17 protein-coding genes and 1 pseudogene are annotated in these 20,708 nt (G+C 36.2%); all 18 read right to left on the minus strand.

Annotated elements, in window-relative coordinates; all coding sequences use genetic code 11:
• Positions 1-9 precede the first annotated feature (9 nt).
• The 18 genes and pseudogenes from ribF to HMPREF0518_RS07400 all read right to left on the minus strand — a co-directional run bounded on the left by ribF (position 10) and on the right by HMPREF0518_RS07400 (position 20,655).
• On the minus strand, positions 10-972 hold the full coding sequence (gene ribF / locus HMPREF0518_RS07315) for a riboflavin biosynthesis protein RibF (RefSeq protein WP_003627510.1): 963 nt from the start codon (positions 970-972) through the stop codon (positions 10-12).
• A 5-nt stretch (positions 973-977) separates the two neighbouring features.
• A complete protein-coding gene (gene truB / locus HMPREF0518_RS07320; RefSeq protein ID WP_003627511.1) occupies positions 978-1,871 on the minus strand; it encodes a tRNA pseudouridine(55) synthase TruB in 894 nt (297 codons plus the stop codon).
• A 51-nt stretch (positions 1,872-1,922) separates the two neighbouring features.
• A complete protein-coding gene (locus HMPREF0518_RS07325; RefSeq protein ID WP_003627512.1) occupies positions 1,923-2,288 on the minus strand; it encodes a ribosome-binding factor A in 366 nt (121 codons plus the stop codon).
• Between the two features lie 19 nt (positions 2,289-2,307).
• Complete coding sequence (gene infB, locus HMPREF0518_RS07330) at positions 2,308-4,920, minus strand: translation initiation factor IF-2 (RefSeq protein WP_020829281.1); 2,613 nt, start codon at positions 4,918-4,920, stop codon at positions 2,308-2,310.
• Positions 4,921-4,924: 4 nt separating this feature from the next.
• Positions 4,925-5,236, minus strand: a complete 312-nt coding sequence (locus HMPREF0518_RS07335) for a L7Ae/L30e/S12e/Gadd45 family ribosomal protein (RefSeq protein WP_003627514.1) — start codon at positions 5,234-5,236, stop codon at positions 4,925-4,927.
• Positions 5,237-5,238: 2 nt separating this feature from the next.
• Entirely contained in the window at positions 5,239-5,535 is a 297-nt protein-coding gene (rnpM, locus tag HMPREF0518_RS07340) for an RNase P modulator RnpM (protein ID WP_003629016.1), read from the minus strand.
• A gap of 129 nt (positions 5,536-5,664) precedes the next feature.
• A pseudogene (gene nusA, locus HMPREF0518_RS07345) lies at positions 5,665-6,726 on the minus strand (transcription termination factor NusA); the annotation flags it as partial.
• A gap of 19 nt (positions 6,727-6,745) precedes the next feature.
• Entirely contained in the window at positions 6,746-7,222 is a 477-nt protein-coding gene (gene rimP / locus HMPREF0518_RS07350; protein ID WP_003629018.1) for a ribosome maturation factor RimP, read from the minus strand.
• A gap of 109 nt (positions 7,223-7,331) precedes the next feature.
• On the minus strand, positions 7,332-11,642 hold the full coding sequence (locus tag HMPREF0518_RS07355; RefSeq protein WP_003627520.1) for a PolC-type DNA polymerase III: 4,311 nt from the start codon (positions 11,640-11,642) through the stop codon (positions 7,332-7,334).
• 5 nt (positions 11,643-11,647) lie between these two features.
• Entirely contained in the window at positions 11,648-13,345 is a 1,698-nt protein-coding gene (locus HMPREF0518_RS07360) for a proline--tRNA ligase (RefSeq protein ID WP_003627521.1), read from the minus strand.
• Between the two features lie 42 nt (positions 13,346-13,387).
• Entirely contained in the window at positions 13,388-14,644 is a 1,257-nt protein-coding gene (gene rseP, locus HMPREF0518_RS07365) for an RIP metalloprotease RseP (protein ID WP_020829285.1), read from the minus strand.
• Positions 14,645-14,654: 10 nt separating this feature from the next.
• Positions 14,655-15,470 (minus strand): phosphatidate cytidylyltransferase, encoded by an 816-nt coding sequence (locus tag HMPREF0518_RS07370; protein ID WP_003627523.1) that lies wholly within the window; start codon positions 15,468-15,470, stop codon positions 14,655-14,657.
• Between the two features lies 1 nt (position 15,471).
• A complete protein-coding gene (locus tag HMPREF0518_RS07375; RefSeq protein WP_003627524.1) occupies positions 15,472-16,206 on the minus strand; it encodes an undecaprenyl pyrophosphate synthase in 735 nt (244 codons plus the stop codon).
• A 2-nt stretch (positions 16,207-16,208) separates the two neighbouring features.
• On the minus strand, positions 16,209-16,766 hold the full coding sequence (gene frr, locus HMPREF0518_RS07380) for a ribosome recycling factor (RefSeq protein ID WP_003627525.1): 558 nt from the start codon (positions 16,764-16,766) through the stop codon (positions 16,209-16,211).
• Positions 16,766-17,491 carry a UMP kinase gene (gene pyrH / locus HMPREF0518_RS07385; protein ID WP_003627526.1) on the minus strand — a complete coding sequence of 242 codons (726 nt, stop codon included), beginning with the start codon at positions 17,489-17,491 and terminating at the stop codon, positions 16,766-16,768. Before pyrH ends, frr begins: the two co-directional genes overlap by 1 nt.
• A 138-nt stretch (positions 17,492-17,629) precedes the next feature.
• A complete protein-coding gene (gene tsf / locus HMPREF0518_RS07390; RefSeq protein WP_003627529.1) occupies positions 17,630-18,655 on the minus strand; it encodes a translation elongation factor Ts in 1,026 nt (341 codons plus the stop codon).
• 33 nt (positions 18,656-18,688) lie between these two features.
• Entirely contained in the window at positions 18,689-19,462 is a 774-nt protein-coding gene (gene rpsB / locus HMPREF0518_RS07395; RefSeq protein WP_003627530.1) for a 30S ribosomal protein S2, read from the minus strand.
• A gap of 161 nt (positions 19,463-19,623) precedes the next feature.
• Positions 19,624-20,655: a GIY-YIG nuclease family protein gene (locus tag HMPREF0518_RS07400; RefSeq protein WP_003627531.1), complete on the minus strand. Its 1,032-nt coding sequence runs from the start codon at positions 20,653-20,655 to the stop codon at positions 19,624-19,626.
• Positions 20,656-20,708: the final 53 nt, after the last annotated feature.

The following is a 20,708-nucleotide window of genomic DNA, read 5'->3' on the forward strand; positions in this document are numbered from 1 at the left end:
GCTTTTTAGTTATACATTGCTTTGTGCTTCTTGAGCAAAATAATGTTTTATTTCTATTTGGTCCTTCTCTAATTGTTTCTTTAATTCATCAAGACCGCTAAATTTAATTTCTCCTCTAGTGTATTTGTACCATTTGATTTTAATTGGTTGGCCATATATATCTTCTTTAAAATCAAAAATATGTGATTCGATAAAGAGTTTTTCAGGCTGACCAATTGTAACATTATAGCCAACACTAGTCATAGATTCATACCATTTTCCATTAACTTGAGTCTTAGTCGCATATACTCCTATTTTTGGAATTACCTTGTGACTAGCCCAAACTAAATTAGCTGTCGGAAAGCCAAGTTTATGACCATTTCTTTTACCATGGCCAACAGTCCCGCTCATCACATAACGGTGACCCATTAATTGAAAAGCCAAGTCCATCTTGCCTTCTCTAATCGCTTGACGAATTTCAGTTGAACCTATTTTTTTACCATTAAAAATCTGCTTAGGTATTACTACAATTTCAAATCTGCCTTTAGCAAATTTAGGCAAGTTTTTCATATTAGCAGTCTCTTTAGGACCGTAGGTATAATCAAACCCAGCTACTACCGTATCTGCATTGAGTTTAATAATTACATTATCTACAAAGCTCTGTGCATCTATCTCGCTAAACTTTTTAGTAAATGGCATCACGGCTAGATAATCTACTCCTAATTCTGCCATTTTGTCTGCCTTTTCATCTAAAGTCTTTAAATACTTAAAATCTTTTTTATCGGCATATATTTCCTTGGGATGACGATCAAAAGTTAACACTACTAATGGTAATCTTTTTTGATCAGCAATTTCTTTAGCTTTATTTATTAAGCGTTGATGACCAAGGTGTACGCCGTCAAAAAAGCCTAAGGCAAGAATGGTTTTTGAAGATATGATATTTTTGCTAACTGGATAAGTTAAATGAATGATTTTCACAACTAATCCCTTCATTTCAGTTACTCATTTTGAAGCAACATTAAACTTGGGCGATATAATTTACCTTTCTTTTCATAAATCGCCTTGACTTTTTTATTGTACCTTAATGCAACCTTTTTAGCATCTATCTCTAACGAAATACCTGCACCGTTTTTTGCTTTAACCCATTTTTCCTCACTTAAGTCAATTTGAGGATAGTCTTTAAAGAAAGTATCAATTGGCTGAATCAATTCTACCGCTTTTTCGGGATTGGCCTCAATTTCACTTAATTTAACTGCTTGAGAAATATCAAAACCAGAACTAGCTACTCTTCTTAAATAAGTCATCACTGCGGGACAGTTCATTTTTTCACCTAAATCATTTACTAATGATCTGACATAAGTACCTTTGCTACACTTAATTCGAAAATCAAATTTCTCTTGTCCTTCTGTTTCATTAAATACGGGTTTATCTGTCAAATCATATTGCAAAATATCAACTTTGCGTTTAGGTCGTTCTACTGCAATTCCTTCTCGAGCATATTCATATAAATGCTTGCCGTTTACTTTTACTGCTGAATAAATTGGCGGTACTTGTTCGATTTCACCTAAAAATTCATTCATATGACTTTGAATATCATCGGAAGTAAAAGCTTGAGTTAGCTTAGTCTTTTTTAAAACTGTACCTGTTGAATCATAACTATCTGTAGCATACCCAAATAAACCACTACCAATATATTCTTTAGGTCTAGTATGCATAAGTTCAATTAACTTAGTTGCTTGTCCGATTGCGATAGGCAATACTCCGGTTACTTCGGGATCAAGTGTACCAGCGTGTCCAATTTTTCGAATATACAAAGCTTTTCGCAAATGATATACTACATCAGCACTAGTCATCCCTTTGTCTTTATCAATAACTAAAATTCCATTTAACATAAATAATCCTTCTTTAATTCAAACGAAAAAAGCGCCTAAACGGCGCTTTTTTTATTTACTTGCCCGTTCAGCATCTTGCTTTTTAACTTCTGCAATTAAACGGTCAATTTTACTACCATATTTTACCGAATTGTCTCGTTTAAAAATTAATTCAGGGACCTTATAAACGGTTAAAGTTTGTCCTAGCAAATGACGCATCATTCCTTTAGCCTTTTCAAGTCCTTCTTGAACTTCTTTTTCTTTATTAGCATCTTCAGTTAAAAGACTGTAGTAGACAGTTGCATATGAAAGATCATTCACGCATTCCACCGCAGTAATAGTTACCTCACTCAAACGGGGATCACGAATATTCTTTTGTAAAATTTTGGTTAACTCGCGAAGAATTTCTCCTTCTACACGACCAATTCTATGCTTCATGTTTGCCTCCTAAAAATAATTACTTAGGTTCAACTTGCTGCATTTCGTAAACTTCGAATTCGTCGCCAACTTTAATATCGTTGTAGTCCTTAATAGTTAAACCACAATCGTTACCTTGCTTAACTTCTTTGACGTCATCCTTAAATCTCTTAAGTGAAGCAATTTCACCATCGTATTTAACAATACCATCACGAATAATTCGAATCTTGGCATCATTCTTAACCAATCCCTTATCAACAAAGGAACCAGCAATGGTACCAACCTTAGATACCTTCCAAGTTTCACGAACAGTAAGGTTACCAATAACCTTTTCTTCGTAAGTTGGTTCAAGCATACCCTTCATGGCTGCAGTAACATCATCAATTGCCTTGTAGATGATACTGTACAAGCGAATGTCTACGCCTTCGGTTTCAGCTTGGCTCTTAGCAGTTGCAGTTGGACGAACATTAAATCCAATGATAAACGCGTTAGAAGCACCAGCCAAAGTTACATCTGATTCATTAATAGCACCTACGCCAGAGTGAATAATGTTTACACGAACACCTTCAACTTCAATCTTTTCAAGAGATTGTTGCAAAGCTTCAACGGAACCTTGAACATCTGCCTTTAAGACGATGTCAACTTCCTTCATGTTTTCCTTCTTCATAGTATCAAAGAGGTTATCAAGAGTAACATGTTGAACATTTTCACGAGATTTTTGCAAAGCTTGTTGTGCTCTAGCTTCACCAACTGAACGTGCTGTCTTTTCATCCTTAAATTCAACTAACTTATCAGCTGATTCAGGAACATCATTTAAACCAGTAATTTCAACTGGTTCAGATGGAGTAGCCTTCTTAACTTGACGGCCACGATCGTTAGTCATAGTACGTACACGACCAAAGGTATCACCAACAACAATTGGATCACCAATATTTAATGTACCTTGTTGGATTAAAACGTCGGCTACAGGTCCACGACCACGTGACAAACGAGCTTCAATTACAGTACCAATTGCCATTTCAGTTGGGTTAGCCTTAAGTTCCATCATATCAGCTTGAAGCAAAATCATTTGCAATAAATCATCGACGTTTTGACCAGTCCTAGCTGAAATATTTACAAAGATAGTGTCACCACCGTAATCTTCAGGAATTAAATTATACTTCATTAATTCTTCAGTTACGTGTTGTGGGTTAGCACCTGGCTTATCCATCTTGTTAATAGCAACAATAATTGGAACATTAGCGCTTTTAGCGTGGTCAATAGCTTCAACAGTCTGTGGCATAACACCATCATCAGCTGCAACAACCAATACAACAATATCGGTAATTTCAGCACCACGTGCACGCATATTGGAGAATGCGGCATGTCCTGGAGTATCCAAGAAAGTAATCAAACGATCATCAAGACGAACTTGGTAAGCACCAATCTTCTGTGTAATACCACCAGCTTCATGAGCTGAAACATGGGTATGACGCAAACGGTCAAGCAAAGTAGTCTTACCATGGTCAACGTGACCCATAATAGTAACTACAGGTGGACGCTTAACTTGGTTCTTAGACTTCTTAGAAGCTTCCATTCTCTTATTGTAAAGAGTGTCAATATCAGAAATATCTTCATGAACTTTTTGTTTAGCATTAATACCATATTCAGCAGCTAAAAGTTCAATCGTATCTTTATCCAATGATTGGTTTTGATTGGTCATAACTCCAAGCATGAACAGCTTTTTAACAATTTCAGCTGGTTCACGGTGGATCAACTTACCAATATCTTGAGCATTCATACCTTTTTCATATACTAAAGTTTCTGGTAATGGACGTTCCTTACGCTTAGTAATTTGCTTCTTTGGCTTTTGTTCTTGTTTACGCTTCTTATTCTTGTTCTTGCGACGTTTTCTTTCTGAACGATCTGAATGTTCACTATGATTATTAAAGAATTGGTTCTTCCCTTTATGTCCTGGCTTTCCCATATTCTTACCACGACCATTATTGCGTTTTTCCTCTTTAGGAGGTTCAGGGATTGAAACCTTAACTGCTGGCCTTTCATTTGTTGAAGGTTGATTCTTATTCAAACGTGCAGGAGATGGCTTCAAAATTTTAGGACCAATAACTTTTTTCTCTACTTCTTCTGATTTCTTATTGTTGCTTTCTTTGTTAGTTTTCTTTTTATTATTAACTGGCTGTTCTTTTTTCGGATATTTTAATTGTTCATGATATTCTTTTTTAGCTTTTTGTGCTTGTCGGTTAAGTTGACCTTCCTCTGCACGTTGTTTTTGCTTAAATTGTTGCAATAAAGCTGCAGCTTTTGGTTTACCTGAACCTGAATTTGCACTATGATCACGATCATTTCTATTCTTATGATTGCGATCATTATTTTGACGACGTTTGTTATTACGTCTTCTAGGTTTCTTGGAACCTGCATTATCTTCTTGTTTCTTTTCATTCTTACGAATTGAAGAAACAGATATCTTGATTTTATTGTTCTTCTCAGCGGGGGCTGAGTTTTGGAAACTACCTTTTAATTTTGCAACTTGTGCATCATCTATTGACGACATATGATTCTTTACATCGAAGCCCAATTCCTTTGCTTTTTGGACTACAACTTTATTATCGACGCCTACTTCTTTTGCGACTTCATAAATTCTTTTCTTTGCCATCCAATCACACTCCTTCATTTATTTTTTTAATCAATGCCTTGGTAAAACCGACATCGGTTAATCCTAAAACTTTGCGTTTTTTACTGATAGCATGTGACAGCTCATCAGCTGTAAACAAGTTTATTATAGGAACATTAACTTTTCTGGCAGCACGATCAACCTTTTCTGCTGTATTAGATTGTATATCAGAAGCCATGATGACCGCTTGAATTTTTCCTTTATTAAGCTCAGTGATTACAGTCTCTGTACCGGTAATTAATTTACCTGCCCGCTGTGCTAAACCTAACAAATTAATTGCTTTTTGACTATTTTGCAAATTTATTTATCACCAAATAATTCTTTTCTTGCTTTTTGATGATCAACGTATGAGTAAAGCTCATCGTAAAAACTATCTGGAACTTTAGCTCCTAAGCTACGATCCAAAATATGCTTTTCCTTAGCAGCTTCAATCTTAGTTGGATCAAGTGAAACATATGCGCCACGTCCTGGTTTTTTACCAGTAGGATCAACAGCAATATTCTTTTCTTTATCGATTACAATACGTACTAACTCTTTTTTAGGTTGCATTGTATCGGTTAATAAATCCTTCCGCATTGGGATTTTTCTTTTTTTCAAAAAAATCACCTATCCTTCAGTATTATCTTCGCTTGACTTTTCTTCTGCTTGAACAGTTGTATCTTCATCTGCTGTGTCTATATCTGCTGAACTATCTTCTTCAGCTGTAGTTTCAGTAGATTTTGCTTAATCATCTGACTTTTCGTCAACAAATTCTACTTCAGATTCTGGACGAATATCAATCTTATAGCCTGTTAAACGAGCAGCAAGACGTACATTTTGTCCCTTCTTACCAATTGCAAGTGATAATTGATAATCTGGCACAATTACTAATGCACTCTTTTCTTCTTCATCATCGCCAAATTGAACAGCAATTACTTCTGCAGGATTCAATGCATTAGCAATAAAGTCAGAAGGATCTTCTTCGTATTTAACGACATCGATATTTTCGCCGCCAAGTTCATTAACAACGTTTTGAACACGGGCACCTTTTTGACCTACACAAGTACCAACTGGATCAATATTAGGATCATTTGATTTAACAGCCATCTTAGTACGATCGCCAGCTTCACGGGCAATTGATACGATTTCAACAGTTCCATCATAAATTTCAGGAACTTCTTGTTCAAATAATCGCTTAACTACATCTGGTGCAGTTCTTGAAACGACAATTTGAGCACCCTTAGAGTCTGATCCAACATGAGTTACAAGTACACGAATTTGATCTTGTGGATTGTAAACTTCGTTTGGCATTTGATCACATTGAGGCATTATAGCTTCAACATTGCCGATTTTAACATATACGAAGCGATTATCGCGTCTTTCAACAGGACCTGTGACTAACTCATCTTCATATTGAGAGTATTCATCAATAATATGACTTCTTTCTGCTTCACGAAGACGTTGCATAATAACTTGCTTAGCAGTTTGAGCAGCAATTCGACCAAAGTTCTTTGGAGTAACTTCAAATCGAATTTCATCCCCAACTTCATATCCACGGTTAATTGCCAAAGCATCTTTTAGGCTTACTTCAAGACGATCATCTTGTACTTCATCAACAACTGTCTTAACAGCCATTACCTTAAAGTTGCCTCTTCTTTCGTCAAAGTCCACTTCAACATTTTGTGCTTGATTATAATTTTTCTTGTATGCAGCTACCAAAGCGGCCTTAATTGCATCAACAATAACATCTTGTTTAATGCCCTTGGTCTTTTCCAAGGTAGCAAACGCTTCTAGCATTTCTTTAGACATAAATTTTTGATCAACCTTTCTAAAATTCAATTGCAAAACGAATCTTTGCAATTAACTTACGAGGGATAGTTAATTTCTTTCGTCTTGTTTTATCCTTTACTTCTAATACAATCTCATCATTATTATAGTATTTAAGTGTACCTTCATACACTTTTTTGTCATCAATCTTTTGATAAAGACCAATATGAACATAATCATTCAGCGCTCTCTTCCAATCGGCCTCAGTCGTAATAGGACGTTCTGCCCCTGGAGAGGATAGCTCTAAAACATATGGATCAGGAAGTGGATCAGGATCAATCGTATCAAGTTTTTCAGAAACTAATTCACTTAAAGCCGCAATTTCATCAATATCGATACCATTGGGTTGACGATCAACATAAATTCGTAAATAGTTTTGCCCCTTTTCCTTAACGTATTCCATATCAACTAACATGTCACCATGCTCATCAATAATTGTTTCGATAACTGGTCGAACAAGATCTACAACTTTAGACAAAAAATTTCCTCCGTAATAAAAAGAGTGAGCAGTACTGCTCACTCGAATTTACCTATTCGAACTTCTCTATTAGTATAACATGTTTTGCAAAACAATGTAATAATAACTCCTAGAAAAGTGATAATTGGTTTTCATCTGGCATGCCTTCTAGTACACCATTATCTTCAAAATAATTCATGATTGTTTGAGAAACTTTGCCACGTTTTGCTAAATCTTCCTTAGATAAGAATTTCTTTTCAGCACGAGCGGCCACAATTTGCTTAGCTGCATTATCACCTAAGCCAGGTACGGCATTAAATGGTGCCAAAATAGTGTGTTTATCTAAGATCTTGAAGTCCGTAGCTTCAGATTGGTCAATATCAACCATTTTAATCTTGATGCCACGTTCAAGGCATTCATTAGCAATTTCTAAGACTGTTAGCAAACTCTTATCTTTTGCTGAAGCATCGTTTCCCTTATCTTGAATCTCTTTCATTGCCGCCTTCACGGTGTTTTTACCATGACTCATTGCAACTAAATCAAATAAATCAGCGCGCACTGAGAAGTAAGCAGTGTAATAAATTTCAGGATAATATACTTTAAACCAAGCAATACGCAAAGCCATTAAAATATACGCAGTAGCGTGAGCCTTAGGGAACATATACTTGATCTTCAAACATGAAGGAATATACCAATCAGGAATATTTTTATTTTTCTTTAAAATAGCCATATTTTCATCACTGATACCACGGCCGTGACGAACAGATTCCATAGTTGAAAAGGCAACTTCAGGCTTAACTCCCCAGTGAATCAAGTCCATCATGATGTTATCACGACAACCAATAACATCCTTCAATTTGCAAGTACCATTATTGACTAAATCTTCAGCATTGCCTAACCATACGTCAGTACCATGTGACAAACCCGAAATCTGCAGTAATTCCGCAAATGTTGTTGGCTTAGTTTCTTCAAGCATCCCTCTAACAAAACGAGTACCAAATTCAGGCACACCTAAAGTACCGGTTTCTGACTGAATTTGTTCAGGTGTAACCCCTAAAATCTTAGGACTTGAAAATAGAGACATAACACCTGGATCGTCTGGAGGAATGGTCAATGGATCAATTCCCGAAAGATCCTGTAAGTGACGAATCATAGTCGGATCATCGTGACCCAGGATATCAAATTTCAAAATGTTATCGTGAATGGAGTGGAAGTCATAGTGCGTAATCAACCATGCTGCATTAACATCGTCGGCTGGATAAGATACTGGCGTAAAGTCATAAATATCCATATCATCAGGAACTACAACAATACCAGCCGGGTGTTGACCAGTAGTTCTTTTTACACCACGAATACCGCTAGCTAATCGATCTAATTCCGCATTTCTTGCCTTCAAATCACGCTCTTCATCAAAGTGTTTTGCGTAACCATATGCAGTTTTATCTGCAACAGTGGCAATTGTACCGGCACGATAAGAATTATCTGGACCAAACATTACCCGAATAAAGTTATGGGCTACAGGTTGATAGTCTCCTGAGAAATTCAAATCGATATCAGGAACCTTATCCCCATGGAATCCTAGGAAAGTTGCAAATGGAATATCTTGACCATCTTTAACCAATTGAGTGCCGCATTTAGGACAAGCCTTGTCTGGCAAGTCAAACCCGGAACCATATTCACCATTTTCAAAGAATTGCGAGTATTTACACTTAGGACATCGATAATGTGGCGCAAGTGGATTAACCTCAGTAATTCCTGACATAGTAGCTACTAAACTAGATCCTACGGAACCACGTGAACCTACCAAATAGCCATCCTTATTAGACTTAGCTACCAAACGCTGAGAAATTAAATAAATAACCGCGTATCCATTTGAAATAATTGAATTTAGTTCTAGATCAATTCGATCCTTAACAATCTTAGGTAACGGCTTACCGTAAAGCTCATAAGCCTTATCATAAGTTAATTTCTTCATTTCTTCATCAGCATGAGCAATATGCGGTGGATACAATCCATCTTTAATTGGCTGAATCTCAGAAATTTCATCAGCAATCTTATTGGTATTGTCTATAACAATTTCTTTAGCTATGTCTTCACCTAAAAAACTAAACGCATCAAGCATTTCTTGCGTTGAATAAAAATGCAAGTCAGGTTGCGGCTTATTTCTATTTGGATTAGAACGTTGAGCTGAAATTAAAATAGTTCGATAAATAGCATCATGAGGTTCAACATAGTGTGCATCCCCGGTTGCTACAACAGGCTTATTTAATTCTTTACCCAGCTTATAAATATTTCTAATAATATCTTCAAGCTGCGCCTCGTCTTTAATTAAACCATCTTCGATTAATTGAGAATAATTTGCAGGTGGTTGAACTTCCAAAAAATCATAAAACTTAGCCTTTTCTCTAGCTTCGTCATAACCCTTTTGTATCATTGCTATGAAAACATCGCCTTGCCAACAACCTGAACCATAAAACAGCCCTTCATGCAAACGAGCTAAATCAGATTTAGGTGTACGCGGAATTCGATAAAAGTTCTTGGTACTTGCGATTGAAACCAGCTTATAAAGATTCTTTAATCCTTTCTGATCTTTAGCTAAAACGGTCATATGAGATGGACGAGCACGTTTATAAACTTCACCATGTGCGGCATAGCCATTCAAATTATTTAAATTGTCTTCATTGTACTTTTTCTTAAAAGCATCTAACAGTTTATACATTAAATAACCAGTTGCTTCCGCATCTTGATTAGCTCTATGGTGATGCTCCAAAGAAACATTATATTTCTTTGCCAATGAATCCAGAGTATGACGGTTCTGCTCTGGGTGAAGCAAACGAGAAACCTCTAGCGTATCAACAACTGGCTGAGTAATTTCACTAAGGCCCGCTCTTCTTAATGCTGCATTAACAAAACCAACATCAAATTGAACATTGTGTCCACATAGAGGACGATCACCATAGAAATCTTGGAATTGCTTAATAACTACATCTTCATCATCAGCGGCACTAACCATCTCGTCGGTAATTGAAGTTAAGTTAATAGTTTGTTCACTCAAAGGATGGTGCGGATTAATAAATTTATCAAACCTTTCAATAACTTCACCATTCTTCATCTTAACCGCACCAATTTCAATGATAGTGTCATAAACTGATGATAAACCGGTAGTTTCAACGTCGAAGATAACAAACTCACGATCTTCATATGTCATTGGAGCAGGATTAATAACCAATAATGCATGGTCATCAATCATATTTGCTTCAACACCATATAAAATCTTAGTACCAGTAGCTTTACCTGTACTATAAGCTTCAGGGAAAGATTGCACATCACCATGATCTGTTATCGCAATGGCTTTTTGACCAAACTTCTTAGCAGTTTTAATAAAATCACTTGGGGCGTTAGTTGCATCCAATTGACTCATATTGGTGTGCAAATGAAGTTCTACCCTCTTTTGCTCACCTTCATACTTTTCCGTTCGACCAATATGTTCTACTGTTTCAAAACTACTAATATTGAATACTACATCATGAACCCATTGATCATCCATGGCTGATCCCTGCATTTTAGCCCAGGTACCAGGCTTAATAGCAGCCATTTGTTCAATTTGTTCCTTATTTGAAGCAAACATTTTAAAAGCGATCGAATCAGTATAGTCAGTAATTTCACCTGTAAAAATTACTGAACCATTTTTCAACTCTCTGCTTTCAATATTAAAAATGTTACCTTTGATTACAACATTTCTTGTACCGTCTTCAACATCTTGAATTTGTGTAATCGGAGCTTTTTCATCTAATTTCCGACTGCCATGACTAGTACGCTTGGTTTGGTATTGCTGTTTTGGTTTCGGCTTCGGTTTTTCTGGAGTATTATTAAAAGCTTCTTGCATGCTCTTTTCATGTTCCTGCTGAAGTTCCTGCAGACTCTCTAAACTATTTTGCAAATTAGTCTGATCCACTTCAGTTATAAATTTCAAATTAAAGAAACCAAAGTCACGCATTTCCTCAGCTAGATCATCTAAAGTCTTCTGTTCAATTAATCCATCAATTACATTATTATCGACTGGAATGACCCAACGACCATTCTCTTTTTTAGGCTTTTGTCCAGCTAAAAATTCTCTTGCAACTGGGGATAAAATATTCGAATTTTGTACTGCATAATGCCAGTAATCAGGCAAATATTTATCAGACCCATCACCTGTACCAACAAAAAATCTTACATTTACAAATGCAGAAAAAGTTTCTTCTATTGCTTTTCTTAATGCTACATACGTGTCATATTTCAAAGGAGTATCAAAAAAAACATGGATATCCCACCTATGTTCTTTAGCGTAAACATCCACGTTTTCAACCTTTCCCTTTTGAAGAAGATCATTATCTTCAAAACTATTTGGGAAATGAACTTGTTTTAGCAATTTTAAGAAAAGATCATTTTTATTTGCCACAAAAATTATCCTAACTCTTGATTTACAAACTTATCTAATTCATCAATTGACATTTCGGTTGCCTTGTCATCAATAGGTCTCTTAACCTCAACGATACCATCAGCAGCCTTTTTACCAACCGTAATTCTAATAGGTGCACCTACTAAATCTGCATCAGCAAATTTAACACCAGCACGTTCCTTACGATCATCGTATAAAACATCATACTTTTCACTGAACTTCTTTTCAAGTTTTTCAGCTAATTCAGTTTGATCTTCTTTGTTCATCTTCATTTGAACAATATGAATTGCAAACGGAGCGATTTCCTTTGGCCAAGCAACACCATGTTCAGTCAAGTGTTGTTCTACAGCTGCTGAAAGCATTCTAGTAACACCAATACCATATGAACCCATGATAACTGGCTTAGCCTTACCATTTTGATCTAAGAAATCGGCACCCATGGTCTTAGTGTAATAAGTTCCAAGCTTGAAAATGTGACCAACTTCGATTGATGTTGTGAATTTAAGTGGTAAATGATCTACAGGATCTGGTTCACCTTCATTTGCTGTTCTAATATCAACAAATTCATCAACCTTAAAGTCACGATCTAAGTTAGCATTTTCAAATTGGTAATCTGTTTCACCAGCACCAACAACTACGTTGTAAAGATCCTTAACAGTTTCATCAGCAATAATCTTATCAGCCCAATCAGCATTAACTGGACCAACGCCGCCCTTTTCACTGCCAGTAATTTCTTTCAAATCAGCTGTATCTGCTTCATGAACTTCATCAGCATCAAGAACGTGACCAAGTTTTACTTCATTAATTTGCTTATCGCCACGAATTAAAACTAAAACTTTTTGATCATCAGCAATGTAAAGAATGCTCTTAACAATTCTAGTTGCTGGAACGTTCAAGAACTTAGCTAATTTTTCAATTGTATCGCAGCCTGGAGTTGCAACCTTAGTAAGTTCTTTAGCATCTTCTGGTTCTTGCTTAAAGGTATCAATACTCTTAGCCATTTCAAGGTTAGCAGCATATGTACCCTTTTCATTAGTAGCAATGGTGTCTTCACCGATAGCAGCAGGAGCTTGGAATTCAGTTGAATTCTTACCACCCATTGTACCTGAATCAGCAATTACAGGGTGCACAGTTACACCAGCACGCTTAAAGATACGCTTGTATGCACTCTTTTGATCATCAAATTGTTCATCCAATTGGTCACGAGTTGCAGCAAAACTGTAACCATCAAGCATTACAAATTCACGACCACGAAGCAAACCAAAACGAGGACGGTTTTCGTCGCGGAACTTAGTTTGAATTTGGTATAAAGCTAATGGCATTTGCTTGTAACTCTTAAGATTCTTAGCAATGATTTCTGTAAAAGTCTCTTCATGAGTAGGTCCAAGCAAACTTTCACGACCATGGCGGTCCTTTAACTTGAACATTTCAGCACCGTATTTTTTGTAACGGCCTGATTCTTGCCATAAAGTAGCTGGCAACAAGTGAGGCATAATCATTTCAGGAACATTGATTTTTTCCATTTCATCTTCAATAATTCCTTCAGCCTTACGCAATACTCGATAACCTAATGGAAGATAAGCATAAACGCCGGCTGTAACCTGACGAATATATCCCCCTCTAATCATTAGCTTATGACTTTCTGCCACAGCATCTGATGGAGCTTCCTTTAAAGTTGGCATAAAAAATTTCGATTGACGCATTACTTTCTCCTAAAGTAAAAACAAAACTATATTAATTAATTATTATTTTATGAAATAGCGATAAATATCATTGCCTGTAACTGCAATAATCAATACTAACAATAAACCAAAGCCAATTAATTCAACAATTGCTTCATGTTCTTCTGAAATTGGTTTACCGCGAACTAATTCAATTAAGTTCAATAAAAGTTTACCACCATCTAAGCCTGGAATTGGAATTAAATTAACAATTCCTAAATTAATTGAAATCATTGCTAAAAAGGCTAACACATACGTAAAGCCCATTTGTGAAACCTGCGAAGTTTGAGAATAAATTCCTACTGGTCCAGATAACTTGTTAAGACTGAAATGTCTAAACAAATTTCCTACTGTGTTAAAAATCAAACCCGTCGTGGAAACTGCTGTATCCCAACCTCTTTTTAATTTCACACCAGCATTTTCGTTGCTTTTAGCAACAATACCAATTTGATAAACTTTTTGTTTTTGAACAAGGTGAGCCTTCGGTTTAATCACTACAGTTCTAGTAGAACCATCTTTACTTAATTCAAACTTAAGACTTTTGCCTTTACTTTGGTTAACTTTTTCAGTTACTTGTTCAAAATTATTAATCTTTTGACCATTAATCACTACAATTCGATCACCTGACTTAATTTTAGCAATTTGGGCAGGTGAACCATTAGTAGTAGATTGAATAGTAGTTGTTGCAGGGCCTGGTACTGTAAATGTCCAAATTAAGAACACCACAAAGCCCAGCAAAATATTCATGAAAGGGCCAGCAAAATTAGTTGCTAATTTTTGCCAAACCTTTGCTTCATTAAATTGAGTATCACGAGGCGCAATAATTAGCTCTGTACCATTTTTTTCAATGATGGTTGCATCATGGTTAACATGGTAAGTTACTGGCTTGTTTTCATCGCCATTCTCATATCCCTCAATTATTAAGTCATCTACTAAATCTGCTTTAGTAACTTGTACAGGAATACCTTCAATTGGCATATCAGACTCAGAAGCATCTATTCTAACGACTTCATCCTGATCATTTAACTGTAAAATCACAGTCATGCCTGGATCTAGTTTACTTTCATCATCAGAACCTGCTAATCGAACATAGCCACCAAGTGGTAACCATCTAATCGTATAAATAGTAGGATTCCTTCTAATCTGAAATAACTTAGGTCCCATACCAATTGAAAACTCTTGAACAAGTATACCGGATTTTTTGGCTACAATAAAATGTCCAAATTCATGAACAAAAACCAATAGACCAAAAACAATTAAAAAGATTAGTATACCTTTCAATAAATTTCTCCTAGTGAACAATACCTAAGATAGCTGCTACTACAGGTAAAACAAATAACATACTATCAAATCGGTCTAAAATACCACCATGTCCTGGTAAGATCTTACCAGAGTCTTTGACACCGTAGAAACGCTTATATGCTGACTCAACTAAGTCTCCCATTTGGCCTACGATTGAAAGGAAGAATGCCAAAATTACCATAGTTAATTCGGAAACTCCAAAGACAATGTTAAAGTGACTCAAAATAGCTAAGTAAATTGCACTACAAATTAATGCACAAATAACTGCACCAATGGATCCTTCCCAAGTTTTATTAGGACTAATTACTGGCCACAACTTATGTTTACCAATTTTGCGACCAATCATATAAGCACCAATATCAGTTGACCAAACAACTACAAATACATATCCCAATAAAGCCAAACCATTTTGTGGGTAAGCTCTAATAGCTGCCATGTAGTGGAAGCCAATTCCAATGTAAAGGGATGCTAAGATATAAACACCAACATCATCAAAAGTGGTCTTATTTTTAGAAAGTACTCTCCAAGTTAAAAACAGCATAATAATTCCAAAGAATACTCCAAACTTAGTTATGTTAGGTGGAAATGCCTTAAAAAATGAATCAGGCACGGTCCAAGTCAATGTTGCAAGCAATGCTAACAAGAAATCAAATGAGACCAATATTTGCTTTTTCATTAAAAAGATTTCACTAATGCCAACTGCAGCAAATAATACAGTCAACCAATCCATCCAAAGGCCACCTGCAAGCACAATTGGAATAAATAAAATCAAGGCAATAACTGCCGTAATTACACGTTGTTTCATATTAACTATCCGATTCGTCTACCTTACCAAAGCGCCGATTACGGTGCTTATAATCATCTACAAATTTTCTTAAATCATCTTCATCAAAATCTGGCCAATTTTTATCACTAAAAGCTAATTCTGAATATGCTAACTGCCATAATAAAAAATTAGATATTCTTTGTTCGCCTGATGTTCTAATTAATAAATCAGGATCTTGATATTTACCAAAATTCTTAGTCATCAAATATTGTGAGATCATTTTTTCAGTAATATCTTCGCTTTTTAATGCACCAGCTTCAATCATGCCACCTAATTCTTGCATTGCAGTAGTTATTTCTCTTCTAGAACCATAATTAAAAGCAAAATTAAGGATTAAGCCAGTGTTATTAGCAGTTTCTGACATTGCTCGTTGTACTATTTGATAAGTTTTTTCTGGCAGCTCATCTAAGTACCCCATAATGTTAACTTTAACGTTATTTTCCATTAAAGTAGGCATGTATTTATCAAAGAAACGCACAGGAAGATTCATTAGATATGCAACTTCCTCTTTAGGTCTGGCCCAATTTTCAGTAGAAAAAGCATATAAAGTTAAGACTTTAATTCCTAACTTATCTGCAGCTAATGTGATTCGCTCAACATTATCCATGCCCTCACGATGTCCTACAAAGCGAGGCTTATGTCTTTTCTTGGCCCAGCGTCCATTGCCGTCCATGATAATAGCTAAATGATTTAATTCATTATCTGTCTTGCTCATGCTTAACCTTGAATAATTTCCTTACGCTTTTCATCAGCAAGTTGATCGATCTTCTTGGTAGAATCATCAGTTATTTTTTGAACTTGCTTTTCTAAATTGCGTTGTTCATCTTCGGTAATGTTGCCGTCTTTTTGTTCTTTCTTCAAAGCATCCATAGCTTCACGACGAACATTTCTGACAGCAATTTTAGCATCTTCAGCATACTTTCCTACTTCTTTGGCGATTTCTTCTCTTCTTTCACCAGTAAGTTGTGGAATAACCAATCTAATTACTTTACCATCGTTAGCTGGAGTTAAGCCTAAATTTGAAGCCAAAAGTGCGTGTTCGATATCATCCAAACTATTTTGATCATATGGAGTAATGAGTAAAACACGTGGTTCAGGAATAGTAATACTTGACATTTGAGTTAATGGGGTTGGAGCACCATAATATTCAACTTGAACATTGTCAAGAAGAGCTGCGTTAGCTACACCTGCACGAATTGAAGCTAATCTCTTTTGATAAACCTTAATAGATTTATCCATATTATCTTGAGCTTTTTTAATTGTTTCGTTATTCATTATTTGTCACCTCTAATAACAGTACCAATATTTTCACCCATAACAACCTTCTTAATGTTGCCTGGTGTATTTACATTAAATACAATTAATGGGATTTCAGTATCCATTGAAAGTGAACTTGCGGTTCTATCCATAACCTTCAAGTTCTTTGAAATTAAATCAAGTTGAGTTAATTCAGTGAACTTAGTAGCTGTTGGATCAGTCTTAGGATCAGCTGAATAAACACCATCTACGCCATTTTTGGCCATCAAAATTACATCAGCACCAATTTCAGCAGCACGAAGAGCTGCAGTAGTATCAGTTGAGAAGTATGGGTTACCTGTACCACCACCAAAAATAACTACGCGACCCTTTTCAAGATGACGAAGTGCTCTTCTTCTAATGTAAGGTTCAGCAATTTGTCTCATTTCAATTGAAGTTTGCATTCTGGTAGGAACACCAACTTTTTCAAGACCATCTTGTAATGCTAATCCATTCATAATAGTAGCAAGCATGCCCATGTAATCAGCTTGTGCACGTTCCATACCTAACTTAGCGCCAGTTTCACCACGCCACATATTACCGCCACCACATACGATGCCGATTCCAACGCATAAATCATAAACAGACTTAATTTCCTTAGCTAAGTGACCAATTACAGTTGGATTAATTCCATTTCCTTTATCACCTGCTAAAGCTTCACCTGATATTTTTAAAATGATACGTTTATATTTAACTTGACTCATAGTGACCTCCTCTAATAGCTTTAATTATTCTACCATATCTAACTCAATAATGTCTTGATAGTAAAAGCAAACAAAAGAAAAAATAAAAAGGAGAAGCACTTACTGTACTCCTCCTTTCTACATATTTTGTAATTAAAATTACTTCATTTGTTCGCGAACTTCAGCAGCAAAGTCTTCTTGCTTCTTTTCGATACCTTCACCAACTTCGAAACGTTGGAAAGCAACTAACTTAGCTCCCTTTTCCTTCAAGAATTCGCCAACAGTCTTGCTATCATCCATAATGTAGTCTTGTGATAAAACTGCAAAATGCTTATCTACTTGAGTGTTGTCATCGATAAAGCGTTGCATCTTACCAGGGATAATTCTGTCCCAGATCTTTTCTGGCTTACCTTCTTCTTTAAGTTCAGCCTTGATGTCTTCCTTAGCCTTAGCTAAAACGTCATCAGTTAATTGCTTTTCTGAACCATAAACAAGGTGTGGTAATGGCTTCTTGTGTACCAATGCACGACTTTCATTGTCTTGGTCGATCTTGTGGTTCATTACAGCTAATTGATCAGTAATAAATTGATCATCTAATTCTTCAGGTGAAATAACCTTTGGCTTCATAGCTGCAATGTGCATTGCCAAGTGCTTAGCAGTAGCTGCATCGGCACCTTCTAAAACAGTAATAACACCGATTTGGCCACCATTGTGTTGGTAAGCACCAAATTCTTGGTCATCATTCTTCTTTTCCAAAGCAAAACGACGTAAAACAATCTTTTCACCAATGGTAGCAGTTGCATTAACAAATGCTTGATCTAAAGTTGAACCATCGTCCATCTTTAATTTCTTAGCTGCTTCCATATCAGCAGGTTGACCTTCAGCAATGGTCTTAGTTGCATCCTTTACTAAGTTAACAAACTTATCATTTGAAGAAACAAAGTCAGTTTCTGAGTTAACTTCAGTAATAGCTGCAACATTACCATTAACGTAAACACCAGTCAAACCTTCAGCTGCAACACGGTCAGCCTTCTTAGCAGCTTTAGCCATACCCTTATCACGAAGATATTGGATAGCTTTGTCCATGTCACCGTCAACTTCTACCAATGCCTTCTTAGCGTCCATAACGCCAGCACCAGTACGTTCACGTAATTCTTTAACTAATTTTGCAGTAATTTGTGCCATTAATAGATCCTCCTACGGAACTAACAGTAAAAACTAGTCTTCTGGGTTTTCTTCAGCGCTAACGATTTCTTCTGAACCATCAGCATTTTTCTTAAAGTCAACCTCAACAGATTCGTCATCTTGACCTTGCTTACCTTCTACGATAGCGTCAGCCATAGCACCAGCAATTAAGCGGATAGCACGGATAGCGTCATCGTTTGATGGAATAACTACGTCAATTGGATCTGGATCAGTGTTAGTGTCCACCATAGCTACAACTGGGATACCCAAAATGTTAGCTTCGTGAACAGCGATCTTTTCCTTCTTAGGGTCTACTACGAACAATACATCTGGGATTCTTGGCATATCTTCAATACCACCTAAGAATCTTTCAAGCTTGTCCATTTCCTTAGTTAAAAGTGCAACTTCCTTCTTTGGAAGAACATCAAAGGTACCGTCTTGTGACATTTCCTTTAATTGCTTTAATCTCTTAACACGGCTTTGGATAGTAGTCCAATTAGTCAAGGTACCACCTAACCAACGTTGGTTTACGTAGTATTGACCTGCACGAGTTGCTTCTTCAGCAATTGAGTCTTGAGCTTGCTTCTTAGTACCTACAAATAAGAATACGCCACCGTCTTCGGCAACAGTCTTCATAAAGTTGTAAGCATCATCTAACATCTTGATAGTCTTTTGCAAGTCAATGATGTAGATACCATTTCTTTGAGTGAAAATGTAAGGAGCCATCTTTGGGTTCCATCTTCTAGTTTGGTGACCGAAGTGGACACCAGCTTCAAGCAATTGCTTCATTGTAACAACGTCTGCCATATTTATATTCCTCCTATGGTTTTATATCCTCTCAAGCGTTCATTTCATCATCAAACCACTACCTAGGGCACCACGATGATGATCGCTCTTGATGTGTTTTAAAATTATATGCTCACACAGCATACTCGCATATTTTACAAAAAATCTTTTTATATTTCAAGCTAAAAATCAATATTATGTTCTCTTAAGAATTTTTCTTTCCAAGAACGGGAATGATGCTTAAACCAATACTCTCTCTTCAAAGCTAAACGCTTATTATCGAATTGTTCATGATATATCATGCGAACTGGTCGTCTTGACTTGGTATATTTAGCCCCTTTACCAGAATTATGCATTTTTAATCGATGGTCTAAATCATTAGTAAAACCACCGTAAAAACTGCCATCATTGCAAAGCAAAACATAAAAATAATACTTGCCGTACGCGTCATGTTTAGCCTTATCTTCAGGAGTTTCTCGAACAATTCTCTGAATCAATGGTTTAAACTCATCATTTTTATAATGAACTTCAATTGCATCCCTAAGTTCCGTTCCATCGGTCCCAGTATGCTTGACAGCTTCCACAATAATCAAATTTGCATCATCTCCGCGGTGAGACACAAATGGCTGCACTAACTTTACACTTAGATCATGTTTCATGCAGTAGTAACAGATCTCGCCTAATCGTTCAGGACGATGCACCATGAACATCTTCCCTTTCATTTTTAATAATCCACTGGCAACTTCAATAATCTGCTCTAAATTAATTAGTAATTCATGACGGGCAATTGCCTTTTTTCTATCAGGATTAACTTCATGTCCCTCAGGTACCTTAAAATATGGTGGATTAACAGTGACTACATCATAGCTATCTTTACGCAAAAATTTTGCGGCATTCAACACGTTATCCTTATGCACTGCTATGCGATTTTCCATTCGGTTGAGTTCAATAGAACGTTTAGCTTGAGAATATATCTCATCTTGAATCTCAATTGCATCATAATGTGCTCGATTAAAATAAGCCATATAAATAGTAGCAGCACAATTTCCTGCACATAAGTCTGCAACTTTGTCTCGATCATGAATTTGATTCTTAGCCCAATAAGCTAAAAGCAACGTATCCATAGAAAAGCTAAAGGCAGTTTTATCTTGGATAATCCGCAAATCATCACTATACATATAATCAATTCGTTCATTATCTTTAAGTTCTACCATAAAAATATTTGCCTTTCTTGTCTATCTATTTTTATAATATTACAACAATTGGA

The sequence above is a fragment of the Lactobacillus helveticus DSM 20075 = CGMCC 1.1877 genome, from assembly GCF_000160855.1.
In the GTDB taxonomy this organism is placed as follows: Bacteria; Bacillota; Bacilli; order Lactobacillales; family Lactobacillaceae; genus Lactobacillus; species Lactobacillus helveticus.